Source organism: Streptomyces sp. NPDC096046, from assembly GCF_040303285.1.
Lineage (GTDB): Bacteria > Actinomycetota > Actinomycetes > Streptomycetales > Streptomycetaceae > Streptomyces.
The window spans coordinates 187,994-200,935 of the sequence record NZ_JBEOSZ010000004.1 but is presented as its reverse complement, the minus strand read 5'-3'; the positions used below and the strand labels follow the sequence as shown (position 1 = coordinate 200,935).

Sequence of the window (12,942 nt, the reverse complement as noted above, 5' to 3'; positions counted from 1 at the left end):
TGCGTACGGGGCGGGTGCGGGGCGATCGGGCCGTGCCGGTGGCGCGCGCGGCCGGAACGGTGTCAATCCGGCGCGCGGTCGGACGGTGCCGATCGGACGCGCGGTCGGACGCTGCCGGTCCGGCGCACGGTCAGACGGCGCCGGTCGGGCACGCCATCAGACAGCGCCGATCCGGCAGGCGGTCAGTCGGCGCCGATCCGGCACGTGGTCAGTCGGTGCCTGTGCGGCGCGCGGTGCGTCCGGAGATCTGCAGGCGATCGATGGCCCCGGTGGCGGGATCACGGTGGAAGCGGCCGCCCGGTTCGACCCGGCCGGTGGCCGGATCCACCAGGTCGCAGGACAGGTCCGGATAGCAGACCAGCGGGATGGGGTAGTCGCCGTCGACGGACAGCGTCGGCGTGTCGTCCCCGTCGAGTTTGACCAGGTACTCGGTGCCCCCGTTGCGGTAGGTTCCGGCGCACTCCGGGAGCGCCACGGCGAGTCCGCGGCGGGTGTCGGCGGCCGGGGCGGTGGGCACGCGCATGCCGGTGAGCCGGGCGAGTTCCGCGGCCATGTCACGCCACAGGGCGGTGGCGGCGCCCGCGTTGCCGGTGAAGGCGATGACCACGCCGCTGTCGGGGTCCGCCCGCAGGTGACAGGAGGTTCCCTGGGCGTTCCCGTCGTGGCCGCACCACACCCGGCCGTCCTGTCGGAAGAGGGCGAGGCCCAGGCCCCAGGAGTCGGCCAGGGCACCGGGGTCGGCGGCCGGTTCGGGGTGCCGCATCCGGTCGGCGACGGAGGCCGGCAGCCCGGCGGACCTGCCGATCAAGGCCCTGCCCAGGGCGACCAGGTCCTCGGCACTCGCCAGCAGCGCTCCCGCCGGGGCCTCCACCGGGGCGAGGTTCTGATGGGCCGGTCGTACCAGGCCGGTGGCCGTGTTGAGGGCGTGACCGCTGGCGAGCGGCCGGGCGGGGGTGGCGTCGTCCAGGAAGGCGGGGACGATGCCCAGGGGTTCGAGGACGAGCGCTGCCACCGCTTCCTGCCAGGTCATGCCCGTCACTTCGGACAGGATGCGGCCGGCGGCGACGTAGCCCGCGTTGGAGTACGAGAAGCCGGTGCCTGGCGGGAACAGGGTGTTCCGGGCGGTGCAGACCGCGGCGAGGTACCGGGAGGCGGTGGTGCCGACGGCGCTGTCGGAATCGGGTCCGGTGGGGAGACCGGCGGTGTGACTCAGCAGGTGACGAACCGTCACATCGGGTATCGCCCCTGATAAGTCGGGCAGCAGTGCGCTGGCGGGTTCGTCCAGGTCCACGTCTCCGTCGTCGGCGAGGAGCAGGACGGCCGCGGCCGTGGCGACCTTGGTGACGGAACCCAGGGGGACGGCCGTCCCCGCGGTGAACGGGGTGTTCGCCAGGGCGTCGGCCGTGCCGGTGTGCGCGCTGAGGACTTGGGTGCCGGTGTGGACGGCCAGTTGGGCGCCGGGCACGCGGTGGACGCGGGCGAGGGAGTCGAGGTGGCTGCTCAACTCCTGGCGCGAGGAGGTCGACGGCCGGTGTGCGGCCGGAGCGGCGGTCGGGTACGGCATGGGGAAGTGACTCCTGGTGAGAGCGGGTGCGGGGAGGAGGACGCGGCCGGCCCGCGAGTGAGCGGTGCGGGGCGTGCGCGTCGGCGCGCTTACGGCCTGGTGACGCAGATCGGCAGGTGGCGTACGCCGACGATGACGGCCGGGTTCTGGTACGTGACGTCGTCGTACGAGGGCACCACGATGGAGGAGAAACGTTCCGTCATCATCTGCAGGGCGATTCGGGATTCCAGCCGGGCCAAGGGGGCGCCGAAACAGAAATGGATGCCATGGCCGAACGTCAGATGGGGATTGGGGTCGCGGGCCGCGTCGAAGACATCCGGCGAGGTGAAGCGGGAGGGGTCACGGTTGGCGGCCCCCAGGTGCACCATCAGCAGGGTGTCGGCCGGGATCTCGTGGCCGCCGAGCGCCACCGGCCGGGTGCTGCGCCGGCCCAGCTCGGGGAAGGGCGGCAGCCAGCGCAGGACTTCCTCGACGGCGTCCGGAACCCGGTCCGGATCCTTCCGCAGTGCGGTGAGCGTGCCGGGATGCCGGTCGAAGGTGACCATGGCGTTGCCGAGGAGCGCGGTGGTGGTGATGTGCCCGGCGACCAGCAGCAGGGCGACGAACCCGACGATCTCCTGGTCCTCCAGCCGCGTTCCGTCGACCTCGGCGGTGAGGAGTGCGCTGGTCAGGTCGTCACCGGGGTGAGCGCGGCGGTGCCGGATGTGGTCCAGTACGTAGCCGTTCATCTCTCGCACCGTCGGAGCGATGGCCTCCAGCGCCCGTTCCAGGTCGGCCATGTCGAGGCCGTCCGCGAGCTGGTCGCCGCCGAAGAGGGTGGCGGCCCACTCCTGGAACAGCCTGTGGTCCTCGGCGGGGATCCCGAGGAGTTCGGCGATCACGATGATCGGCAGCGGGTAGGCGAGGGTGTCGACCAGGTCGAACCGGTCGCGGTCGGCGACGCCGTCGAAGAGCCGCGCGCACACGGCCTCGATGCGCGGTGCGAGCCCGTGGACCACTCGCGGAGTGAAGGCCTGACTCACCAGGGTGCGGAGTTTGCGGTGCTCCGGCGGGTCCATGCCGACGAAGTTGCCCTGCCGGAAGGCCTCGAAGTCCTCCTGAGTGGGGGCGATCGGCGACATGTCGGAGGAGTACGTCACCGGGTCGGACAGGACCGCCGAGACGCCCCGGTGGTCCACGACGTGCCACTGCCGCCGCTCTTCGTCGTACGTCACGGGGCCCGCGTCACGTAAGGACCGCCATCGCTCGGGTAACGCGTCAAGAGGCGATGCGGCGCCGGTCAGTTGTGTGCTTGTCACCGTTTCTCCTTGAGTGAGGGCGTGCGTGCCCGGCGGTGGGCCACCGACGGTGCGCGGCGGCCGACCGCGGGCAGCGCTGACCGTCACGGGTTCGGCCATCGAGGTGTGGCACCGCGGGGCGGTTGTCGCTCGGCGCCACTAGGCCGGTGCCCGGCTCAGCCGGGGTCGGCCCGCTGAGGGCGACTGGCTTGTCCACCCCTCAGGGAATGCCGGCCCGGCGTCAGCGGAACTGAGGACTGAACAGGGACGGTGGGGCGGCGGTTCCGAGCGGTCCGGACGCCCGCCGGGCAGCGGACAAGCCCGCACGTGCGCAGCCCGGCCATACGCGCCCAGGGCACCTTGCAGACACCACCACGTCCCCCCAGTGACTTCTCCGCGCAGCAGCCCTGCGCAGAACTCCCTGTCCTACGATTCACGTGTCAAGAACGCGCTCGGACACGATCATCCCGGCCCGGTGCGTTCACAGTTTTCACGTTGGGTCACAGGATGGCAACCCCCCGAAGTTGAAGGGGAGATGGCCGTTCAGCAGCCCACCAAGGAGGGCGTGTATCCCGCTCTTTCACACTCAAACCCAGAGCCCGAAGGGAAAGTTGGGCCGTATCACGAGGCCTCGATGTACCACCGCGTCCGCCACCCTTGGCCACACGGCCACCCGCCTGCCGATATCGGTCACAACGGCCGACGGACGGCAGTGTTGCCGCCACGGCCTCACACCACGCTGCAAGGCGACCTTCGAGCGTCCGGAACCCCAGCGCAGCCCCGCGCCAGCCCAGCCATCCCTTTTGAGCCATCCCTGCCCACCATGGCGATCCCCTTCGGGTTCTGTGTGGATCACCGTGCGCGGAGCCGGCGGACGAGTGAGGCGATCCGGAGGCCGACGAGACAGCGGGCGGCCAGCTCGTCGAAATGGGCGGCGACAGCCCGGAATGGCGTGAGTCCTGCCGAAGCAGCGCTCGGCGACGTCGTTTGCCTTGTACTGCTCAAGGTCGACGTTCGGCGGCTGTCGCCCGGCCCGTCCAAGGCGCCGTCAACCCGCGATTCCAGGGCGGAGACCGGCACGGCGCGCTCGCGCCCACTGTTCGAGCACGCGCATTCGGCGATGGAGTGACGGGGCACAGGGCACAGCCTTCGCTTGCTGCGTGCATTTCCGGCCAAGCAGCACCGCGGTTCGGAGCGGCGCTCCTGCCGGCCGCCCTCCAGGAGCGTACTCACGACCGCCGGGCCCCCTACCGCTTGGCTCACCCGGTTCGACACCCAGCGGGTCGACTGGTCGCAGCGTCTGGCGGCGCTGGAGATGGAGGTTCACCGCACCCGACGGGACCGCAAGCGGGTCGAGCCCGCCAACGACCACTCCAAGGAAGGCACGGCATGCCCCTTGAGCCCACCGGCCAGCTCATCCCCACCCCCACGGGGCACGACCTGGTCCTCACCCGCAGCTACCGCGCCTCTGCCGAAGACGTCTGCACCGAAGTTTGGGAAGTGGCACGGGGCATGTGGCTCCGGTGGCCCGGGCCTCTACCGCCACAGGCCACGTGCCTCTACGTCCCTCGAACGGGTGAAGGTCCTTGCCTGTGTGCAACCGCCGGGCCCGGACGTGTGTCCTGCACAGGCGGCACCACCCGCTCATTCATGGGGAGCCTGTTCTTGCGCAAGAACCACGTCACGGCCGCCGCTGTTGCGGTCGGCGCGCTGACCGCCCTGCCCTGCGCTTCCCGCACACGCCGCCGAGTAGCCCCTGGGGTCGTCGGTGAGGTGAAGGTGCCGGCACTGCGCGAACAGCATCCCCGTGCCCAGCGCACCACCGACCGGCCCGCCGACGAGCGAACCAACTGCCCGCACACACCTGCACGTTCACGCTCACGTGCACCGGGTCGGGAGCGGCGGCTGCCCACCAGAGGAGAGCTGCTGTGGTCACGGGCACTCGAAGGGAAGAAGGAGGTCCATGGGCGACGAAAAGGGACGTGCGCACGGCAACGGCCACGCAGGGAAGGCAGGTCGGGGAAAGGCTGGCCGTTCCAAGCGTGCCGCCGGCAAACTCGTGCGCCTGTACCGCCGCTACCACGCGTGGCGTGACCCGTTCCCGCTGTGGGCGAGGATCGTGTGCGACGTCCTGTTCTGGGCCGTCACCGCCGCCGCGGCCTACGTCGCGATCGGCAGCCTGTGCGGGGCCATTCTCATCGCAGCTCCCCTACTCGGGTTCCTCGGACTCGCATCGAGCAAGGAGTACGACGACGGCATCGACTGGAGCGACCACCGCATGGGAGGGCAACCCAGAAACCCCGGACCCAAGATATAGAGCGTCCTCGAGGTCGATCAGCAGTGATCGGCCGACTGCCAGACGTGACTGGGGCTTGCCGGCGGTATCACTCGGTGTGCCGGCGCGGGTGGCCCAAGGCGTCTTGGGCCTCTGACGGTCGGGAGCGCGGCGTCCCCGCCTGCCGTGTTGGTTGCGTAAGCGAGCCCTCGGGAGTGCGATGAGCTGTGGCCCCTCACTCGACTCCCGGCGCGGGCCGACGGGGGTGCACTGTCGGTGATCGGCAGGGGACTGGTGCAGCCACCGCAGTGTGCGAGAGGCTGATCCATCCAAGGAGGATCTTCAGCACGAGGAGGCTACGCACTCATGGCAGTACCAGGCACTGCAGAGCAGTCCTTACCAGCGGCAGGCACCTACGAGATCGATCCAGTGGCATCGACGGTCCGTTTCGACACGCGTGCCGTGTTCGGGCTGCTCCCAGTCCGTGGGGCGTTCACTATCAGTCATGGCCGGATCACCGTTGCTGAGTCACCGGAAGAGTCGTCGGTGGACGTCGCGATGGACGCGGCCAGCTTCGAGTCCGGCAATCAGCAGCGCGACGATCACGTCAGGTCCTCCGACTACCTGGACGTGGCACGACATCCCGAGATCAACTTCCGGAGCCAGAGCCTGGAAAGATCCGCCCAGGATGCCACACTGCAAGGAGAGTTGACTGCCTGCGGAGTAACGCAGCCGGTTCTCGTCACGATCACTTCCGTTGCCTGTGAGGACACGCGGATCACAGCCAACGGTACCGCCACGATGGACAGGTACGCCTTCGGCGTGAAAAAGGCCAAGGGCATGACGGGTCGCCGTCTAAAGATCACCTTGGAAGTGGTCGCAAACCGCTGAAGGAGACCTGGCCTCTCCGTGGTCGGGCGCCAGCGATCGCGACATCCATCAGGGAGGGGCCGGTGCTGGTCAGCCTGAAGCGGTGTTCTGAGTTTGGGCGGCCCTGGTGCCGGCGAGCCGGTAGGACTCGGTGCCGGTCTCGATGATGTTCCTGCCGAAGGTGAGCCGGTCGACGATGGCTGCGCAGAGTCGCGGATCCGTGAACGTTTTTGTCCGTCCCCCAAACGACTGGTTGGAGGCGATGGCGACGCTGTTCTTCTCTTCCCGTTCGGGCAGCACCTGGAACAGCAGCTCCGCGCCCCTGCGGTCCAGCTCCATGTAGCCGAGTTCATCTATGCAGAGGAGATCGACGCGCCCGTAACGGATGGTCTCGGTCAGGTACTCCCGCATCAACGCCCGGTACGACATCCCTGCCCGGGCATCACAGCGGATCGCCGCGTACAAGTCGACCTCGGACTTCGGTGGGCCATCGCAGCCTCATCCCGCAGAGCGCGTCCATGCTTCGACGCACAGACAGCCGAAGCGCCAGTCAGACCCAGGGTCAGGCCCCTGAGCGATACCTCCCATCTCCTCACTGTCAGACCCCTCTGCCACGATCGGTGCATGGGATTCTTCGACGATCTGGTGTTACCGGAGGAACCGGCCGCCGAGCGGGGGGCGTTGGTCCGGCTGGGCCGGCCGGACGAGGACGCCGGGCGGTACGCGCCGCCGGTCGACTGGTTCGCTCCTGCGCTGGTGTCGCAGCTTGAGGTGCTCGGCGCCGGTCCGCACACGAAGGTGCTGCTCACGGGATGGTCCGTATGGCCACAGGCAGCCACCCTGCATCTGGCGGTCTTCCGCACGACCCGCCAGAACAGCGCGGCTGCGGGACGGCAGTCCGGGTTGCGGGTGGGGCTGCTGTTCTCCGACGGCCGCCGGGTGACCTCGCTGGACGGCACGACGGACCGGAGAGTGGAGTTCACCGATTCACAGGGACAGGTGACCGTGGCATCGACACCGCAAGCGGTCGGACTGATCCCGCTGGATCCCGGCTTGCACCATCCCCGCCGGTCCCTCTTCAAGACCGACGTCGACCTGTATCTGGCAGAGCTCCCGCCCGCCGGAAAGACTCAGTTGGTCGTGGAGTGGCCGGACGAGGGGATTGCCGAGACCCGCACCTCGGTCGACGTGGCGGCCCTCCATGCCGCCTCGGCGCGGGCGCTCGAGGTCTGGCCGGCGCTCGAGTCGCCCGATCCGTCGGAGCAGCCGGGCGCCTTCGGGTTCGTGGAGGTGAGCGGACCGCCTGCTTTCCTGGCACCGCCCCTGACTCGTCACCAGCGCGAGATGCTGCGCCGCCAGGAGGAAGCGCGCCGACGCTATGAGCCGCGGGCCGACTGGCAGCGACTGGGGTACCAGGACTGGGAGGACACGGCCCTGATCCGTGCTCGGCTGAGCGCAGGGGCACCGGTCGACGCCCGCGTCGGATGGCGTGGCACCACCCCGCTGCATTTGACGGCGGAACAAGGGGCGGTGGAGGCGGTCGCCGCGCTGTTGTCGCATCGTGCGGAGGTCGACGCACGCGACGACGACGGACACACACCGCTGTGGTACGCCGCCTGCAGCGTGGACGAGGGCAGCGTCCGAGCGCTGATCGATGCGGGGGCCGATGTGTGGACGCCGCAGAGCGGTCCCTGGTCCCCGGGCCGGCTGCTGCTGACCACGTCGCTCGCGCCACTCGTCGCGGATCTGCCGGGGGCGTTGGAGCTGCCCGCCGAGGAAGCCGCGGCGTTCGCAGCGGCGGACGCGCTCATCGCTGCCTTCGGCGATCAGGAGCTGTGGACCGAAGGACTCGGCATCTGCTTCGTGCCGGGCCTGAGCGAGGACGAGGTGATCCGGCGGCTCGGCGCCGACCCCGCGCAATGCCCGAGAGCAGACTCCGAGCACGCGCCCTTCGAACCGATGGACTACGACGATTCCCTCCGCTATGTGGGCGTGACGAGCGTGCCCGGGACTCCTGGCGGCTGCGCGATCACCCAGGATGGCTATATGCCGAGCGACGACGCCGTACTGCGGGTGATATCGGCGGGCACCGCCGCCTACGGGATCTACTTCAATCCCAAGGGCGGCACTTTCGGCACCCTGGCCCGCGACGGCGAAGTCGTCGAGCACGAGGAGATAGGCCTCTGGCCGGACAGTCCCGACCCGGCCACGCACTGGCACTTCCGCTTCTGGCAGCGCCGGTCCGCCTTCCCGCACGACGCCGACACACTCGCCTACGCATGTGCCGCGGCCGGGCTGAGGATCCACGACGGCCGGGAGGTTGCGGATCGCCACGGCCCGCGCCGCTGGGTGCCGTTGCCTTCGCACCTCCAGCGCTGAGGGCCCCGGGCCATGGGCCCGGAGGCGCACATGCTCGGGGAGGCAAGAGTGCCGCCTCCCCCCTGCGCGGCGTGACATACCCACCCACGAACCGCTCCGAGCAGGCCCGCGCCGCCTGTGCGACGGCGGGGTGGGGCTGCCATCGGACACCGGTGCGCCGCTGCCGCTCAGTCGATGCCTGGGCATGCCGGGCAGCACCACGTCGCACAGGGATCTTCGGCCGGCGCCCGCGTCCAGCACCTTTCGACGGAGCGCATTCCGCTATCGGACCCTCGCCCTCCGCCCCACGCTGACCTGTGGAGATCGCCGTCAACTCACTGATAGCATCCGCCCACTTGTGCGAAAGCAGGTCGCTTTGCGGGAGGGGCAGCACATGGGCGCAGCCGCCGTGCCGCGCAGCCGACTGGCTGCCGACGTCGTCGCGGTACCTGTGCGGCGGGTGCAGAGCTGTTCGCCCGCCCAGCCGGCTCTTGCCACCACGGTCGTCGGCGGCATCACCGGCGGCTGCGGAGCCGACTTGATCTTCCGCAAGGCCGACGGCAGTACTCAGGGCAGGGGACAGGTCCCCTTGCCCTGACCCGCATCGCGCCTTTTCATGCCTGGACGATGTTCCGGTTGCCGTCCGTTCGTCGGCGGCAGCCCTGAGGTGGGAGAAACCCATATGACCAAGAGAGACGGCCGCGGCGGCCACTGTCGGGTCGTCGCCGCTGTTGGGCTCGCCGGGCTGCTCGGCAGTGTGCAGGTCCCGAGCGCGCACGCTGCCGGGGACACCGTCCCTGCGGACTTCAACGGCGACGGCTATCGCGACGTTGTGCTGCGGGTGCCCGCCGCGGACATCGCCGGACGCGAGGACGCGGGCGCCGTGATCGTCCTGTACGGCTCTGCCTCCGGGCTCTCGGCGAAGTCCCGCGTCATGATCACCCAGAATTCCCCCGGCGTGCCGGGAAGCGCCGAGCGGGGCGACTACTTCGGTGCCTCCACCGCCTCTGCCGACCTCGACCGGGACGGATACGCCGACCTGATCGTCGGCGCGCCCTACGAGGATCTCGAACAGGGTGAGGACAAGGGCATGGTCTCGATCCTGTGGGGCAGCCGATCGGGCTTGGTGTCAGGGCGGGCTCTGCCGACGCCCGACAGTCCGGAGGACTTCGACCGCATCGGCCGGGACGTGGCCGCCGCGGGCAAGGGAACCTCGTCCACCAGCCTGGTGACGGTCGGTGGCTGGAACTACACCCAGACCTTCCGGGGCCCCTTCACGCGATCGACTGGGCCCGCCTCCGCGGGAATGGGACTGGGCGAGTGGTTCGGCTCCGTCACCGCCGGCGACCTCGACCGCGACGGCCGCGCCGACACGGTGGCGGTGACGGGGCGTGCCGGCGGGTACACCGGCGGCCGGATCCACGTCAACGCTGAAAACGAACCGCAGTGGAGCCACCCCCTGACCCACGGCGACGCCCTGGTGGCCACCGTCGGCGATGTCAACGGCGACGGATACGGCGACCTCGTCGCCGGTGACCCCGACGAGCCCCGACAGCGCGGAGTCGACGGAGAGCACGGCGGGCGCCTCCTCATCTGGTACGGCGGTTCGACAGGGGTGCCGACCGACGCCAAGCCCGTCGTGCTTTCCCAGGACACCACCGGCGTCCCCGGATCCGGGGAGAAGGGCGACAAGTTCGGTGCATCGGTCGTGGTCGCGGACTTCAACCGCGACGGCGTCGGCGACATCGCGGTGGGGGCGCCCGGCGAGAATCTCGGCACCATCGCCGACGCCGGCATGGTGACGGTCATCCCCGGCAAACGCACCGGGACCCCGGGCTCCGGCGCCTACTCCTACAGCCAGGGCACCACCGGCGTCCCTGGCGGCAGCGAGAGCGGCGACCACTTCGGCACCACCCTCTCGGCCGGTGACGTGAACCGCGACGGGCGCCCCGAACTCACCGTCACCGCGCACGGCGAGAACAACTACGCCGGTGCCGCATGGATCCTGCCCGGAGGAACCACCCGGCCCACCGCAACCGGCAGCAAGATGTTCACCACCTCACAGTTCGGGCTCCCCGCCTCCGGATGGCAACTCCTCGGCGGCGACAGCCTCCCCCTGCTGTGACCACATGACCGGGTAGCGGCCCGACCTCGGGGCCGGGCCGCTACCGGGTCATCTCGCCAACCCCTCGCGCCACACGAGCACCTGATGTGGCTCTCGGTTGCCGGGACTTCTCGACCACCATCCTCGTTCACGGTGCCTGGTCCCGCTCCGCACCGAACTCCCCCACGGCGTACGTCAGTGCGCACCACCCACTCGGCCACCTACATGAACGACGTCGTCCGGGCAGGCGAAGCGGTCGGGACCCAGACCGCCGGATCGTCGGCCCGCTGGTACTTCGAGAAGGCCCAGAGCGGTGCCGGCGACGCCGAGACCCCCAACCCGGCCTCCACCGGCGTCGCCCTGTTCCCCTACGACTTCCAGTCGGTACGCACCATCGCCGAGCGCGCGAACAACATCGTCCACTGGTCGACCTGCGAACGCGGCCGACACTTCGCCGCACTCGATGTGCCCGACCTCCTCGGCGGCGGCCTCCGGCAGTTCTTCCGCCGTTTCCGCTGACCGTATTCCTCAGGGAACTGCGGCTGTGCAGTCACCGCCCGGACCCCGACGTGACTCCGGGCCGTCGGCCGGTGTGGGCCTCGGTCCTGCGGATCCAGGTCCGCACCGTCTCGGCGGCACCGCTCCCCAGCGTGGACGCGACCGCCTTCATCGCGGCCACTCGGTCGGGTGGTTCGGACGGATCTCCGCAACCATGCGCACAGCGCGCTCGCGCGGCTCTTGGGATCGGACGCGGGAGCGTCACCCTGGTTGACGACATGAGTTAACGTCGATAAGTTATCGCCACTAACCAGGAGGAGAGTGGCCTGTGCTCACACTTGGAGCCGACGACGTCTACGCGCTCGCGCCGTATGCCAAGACGCTCGGCGTCGTGTTCGAGGAGATCACTGAAGCCAGGGTTCAAGCCAGGCTGACGCATGACCTCTCCCTTTCCACAGTGGGCGGCGGCCTCCACGGAGGGGCGTTGATGGGGCTCGCCGATGTGTGTGCTGCCGTTTGCGCCGCCCTCAACGGTCCGGCGGGCGCCGCACCGGCCACCGTGGAGTCGAGCACGCATTTTCTCCGGCCCGCCCGCACGAGCGTCGTCGCGACAGCTCGTCCCCTGCGTGTGGGACGCAACACCGTCGTCGAGGTCAACGTCCATGATGACGAGGGTGAACTGTGCGCCCGGGTAACCCAGGTGGTCACCGTCACCAAACCGAAGGCCTCATGACGCCTGGTCACGCACCGTCAGGATGCCGCAGACGAGGAAGCGCCCCCTCAGGGGGCGCTTCGGAGAATTTCGGCGTCTGCGTACGGTCATCACCCTCTCACGAAGGCTCTATCTGTGACAGGTTCCCGAGTTCGCGCTGCCAAGGGCCAGGGTGGTCTGCTCCGAGATCAGCTTCTCGGCATCGCCGATCAGCTCCTCGAAAGCCGTGGCGTTGAGGCCCTTACGATTCGCGCGGTGGCAACAAGTGCAGGAGTCAGCCCGCCGGCCGTCTACCTCCACTTCGCCTCGAAGAGGGAACTCGTCCACGCGGCGTGCCTGCGCGTGTGGAGCTCACTGTTCAGCGAGATGGAAGCGGTGTCCCGGGAAATCCCGGATCCTGTGACGGCGCTCCACGAAGCCTGCGTCGCCTACATCGCGTTCGGACTTCGTCATCCTTCCCCCTACCGACTGGTGATGGCCGGTGAGGCCACCGAAGCCAGCCGCCAGAACGAAGACGCGTGTTTCCGCTATTTCCGGGACAAGATCGCAGCCTGTGTTGATGCCGGGGTGCCTGTCGAGAGCACGACCGAAACCGCCAGAGTGTTGTGTGCCGGCGTGCACGGGGCGGTTTCTCTCCTGATCCACCAAGAGCGTGATGTATGGCCGCCAGATAGCGACGGCTACGTCAGACGGGCGGCGTCCTCGGCCGTCCATGGCGCTCTTCTCACCGCATCCCACGCGTTCCGCCCCTCGGTGGCCGACATGATGCGGTCGGGCTGAACTATGGGTGCCGGAGCCGCCCCGCTGGGATCACCGGCTGTGAGGGAGGCGATGGCAAGGAGTGCCGAGAAGCGGCGCGCGGAAGAATCCGACGTTCTGGTGGACACCGGCGCTCAGCCCTCCACCAGCGCGGATCGGCAAGCGGCGTCTCCCCGTTCACCGACGAGGAACGACGAAGCCGAGCGGCGCCAGGGCGGGCAGGCGCGTCCGTGACCGCCGGACCGGCTGATCCAGTACGGCCTCAACGGCACCACCATCGACGCCGTGCACACCGGCGATTGCTGGACTGCGGGCTTTCTGTGTATCTGGCTGCGCGGTGTTGCCTTCTCGGCCTGATCACCACGGCCGTCCATGTCCGGCAGATCGATGTTCCACCTGCCGTCTGCCTGGTTCCCTGGCTCGGCGTGTCAGCGGGCGGCGTGAGGCGGCCGGATCGTCGTGAAGCCGGTGCGCACCGCCGGGCGAGTCCCCGGCGGCCGGCGGCCCCTACCGGCTGCCTCCCGC

Annotated in this window: 10 protein-coding genes and 2 pseudogenes; 8 read left to right on the top strand and 4 right to left on the bottom strand. The window is 69.6% G+C overall.

Going from position 1 to position 12,942, the window contains the following annotated elements:
* Positions 1 to 208: 208 nt before the first annotated feature.
* Both ABTX62_RS05945 and ABTX62_RS05940 read right to left on the bottom strand, forming a co-directional pair.
* Positions 209 to 1,564: a serine hydrolase domain-containing protein gene (locus tag ABTX62_RS05945; protein WP_352115018.1), complete on the bottom strand. Its 1,356-nt coding sequence runs from the start codon at positions 1,562 to 1,564 to the stop codon at positions 209 to 211.
* A gap of 89 nt (positions 1,565 to 1,653) precedes the next feature.
* Positions 1,654 to 2,778 (bottom strand): cytochrome P450, encoded by a 1,125-nt coding sequence (locus ABTX62_RS05940; RefSeq protein WP_352115017.1) that lies wholly within the window; start codon positions 2,776 to 2,778, stop codon positions 1,654 to 1,656.
* 2,026 nt (positions 2,779 to 4,804) lie between these two features.
* Here ABTX62_RS05940 and ABTX62_RS05935 point away from each other — a divergent pair.
* On the top strand, positions 4,805 to 5,158 hold the full coding sequence (locus ABTX62_RS05935) for a hypothetical protein (RefSeq protein ID WP_352115016.1): 354 nt from the start codon (positions 4,805 to 4,807) through the stop codon (positions 5,156 to 5,158).
* 324 nt (positions 5,159 to 5,482) lie between these two features.
* A complete protein-coding gene (locus tag ABTX62_RS05930) occupies positions 5,483 to 6,007 on the top strand; it encodes a YceI family protein (protein WP_352115015.1) in 525 nt (174 codons plus the stop codon).
* 69 nt (positions 6,008 to 6,076) lie between these two features.
* Here the strand turns inward: ABTX62_RS05930 and ABTX62_RS05925 are convergent.
* A pseudogene (locus ABTX62_RS05925) lies at positions 6,077 to 6,385 on the bottom strand (ATP-binding protein); the annotation flags it as partial.
* Between the two features lie 225 nt (positions 6,386 to 6,610).
* Between ABTX62_RS05925 and ABTX62_RS05920 the strand changes: the two are divergent.
* From ABTX62_RS05920 to ABTX62_RS05905, 4 genes are all read left to right on the top strand, one after another.
* Positions 6,611 to 8,365, top strand: coding sequence for an ankyrin repeat domain-containing protein (locus tag ABTX62_RS05920; protein WP_352115014.1), 1,755 nt, complete (start codon positions 6,611 to 6,613; stop codon positions 8,363 to 8,365).
* Positions 8,366 to 8,738: 373 nt separating this feature from the next.
* Entirely contained in the window at positions 8,739 to 8,942 is a 204-nt protein-coding gene (locus tag ABTX62_RS05915) for a hypothetical protein (protein WP_352115013.1), read from the top strand.
* Positions 8,943 to 9,026: 84 nt separating this feature from the next.
* Positions 9,027 to 10,469, top strand: coding sequence for an FG-GAP repeat protein (locus ABTX62_RS05910; protein ID WP_352115012.1), 1,443 nt, complete (start codon positions 9,027 to 9,029; stop codon positions 10,467 to 10,469).
* Between the two features lie 177 nt (positions 10,470 to 10,646).
* Complete coding sequence (locus tag ABTX62_RS05905) at positions 10,647 to 10,967, top strand: hypothetical protein (RefSeq protein ID WP_352115011.1); 321 nt, start codon at positions 10,647 to 10,649, stop codon at positions 10,965 to 10,967.
* Between the two features lie 46 nt (positions 10,968 to 11,013).
* On the opposite strand, the pseudogene ABTX62_RS05900 reads toward ABTX62_RS05905, so the two are convergent.
* Positions 11,014 to 11,162: pseudogene (locus tag ABTX62_RS05900) on the bottom strand (IS3-like element ISMyma3 family transposase); the annotation flags it as partial.
* A 112-nt stretch (positions 11,163 to 11,274) separates the two neighbouring features.
* On the opposite strand from ABTX62_RS05900, the gene ABTX62_RS05895 reads away from it, so the two are divergent.
* The gene (locus ABTX62_RS05895; RefSeq protein WP_352115010.1) at positions 11,275 to 11,679 is read left to right on the top strand and encodes a PaaI family thioesterase; all 405 of its coding nucleotides are present in this window, start codon (positions 11,275 to 11,277) and stop codon (positions 11,677 to 11,679) included.
* Between the two features lie 114 nt (positions 11,680 to 11,793).
* Positions 11,794 to 12,438: a TetR/AcrR family transcriptional regulator gene (locus tag ABTX62_RS05890; RefSeq protein ID WP_352115009.1), complete on the top strand. Its 645-nt coding sequence runs from the start codon at positions 11,794 to 11,796 to the stop codon at positions 12,436 to 12,438.
* The last annotated feature ends 504 nt before the right edge of the window (positions 12,439 to 12,942 follow it).

Excerpts from the sequence above, each read along its gene's own strand:
- ABTX62_RS05945 (WP_352115018.1), bottom strand. The coding sequence starts at position 1,564 with ATGCCGTACCCGACCGCCGCTCCGGCCGCACACCGGCCGTCGACCTCC.
- ABTX62_RS05920 (WP_352115014.1), top strand. The coding sequence starts at position 6,611 with ATGGGATTCTTCGACGATCTGGTGTTACCGGAGGAACCGGCCGCCGAG.
- ABTX62_RS05930 (WP_352115015.1), top strand. The coding sequence starts at position 5,483 with ATGGCAGTACCAGGCACTGCAGAGCAGTCCTTACCAGCGGCAGGCACC.
- ABTX62_RS05915 (WP_352115013.1), top strand. The coding sequence starts at position 8,739 with ATGGGCGCAGCCGCCGTGCCGCGCAGCCGACTGGCTGCCGACGTCGTC.
- ABTX62_RS05910 (WP_352115012.1), top strand. The coding sequence starts at position 9,027 with ATGACCAAGAGAGACGGCCGCGGCGGCCACTGTCGGGTCGTCGCCGCT.
- ABTX62_RS05935 (WP_352115016.1), top strand. The coding sequence starts at position 4,805 with ATGGGCGACGAAAAGGGACGTGCGCACGGCAACGGCCACGCAGGGAAG.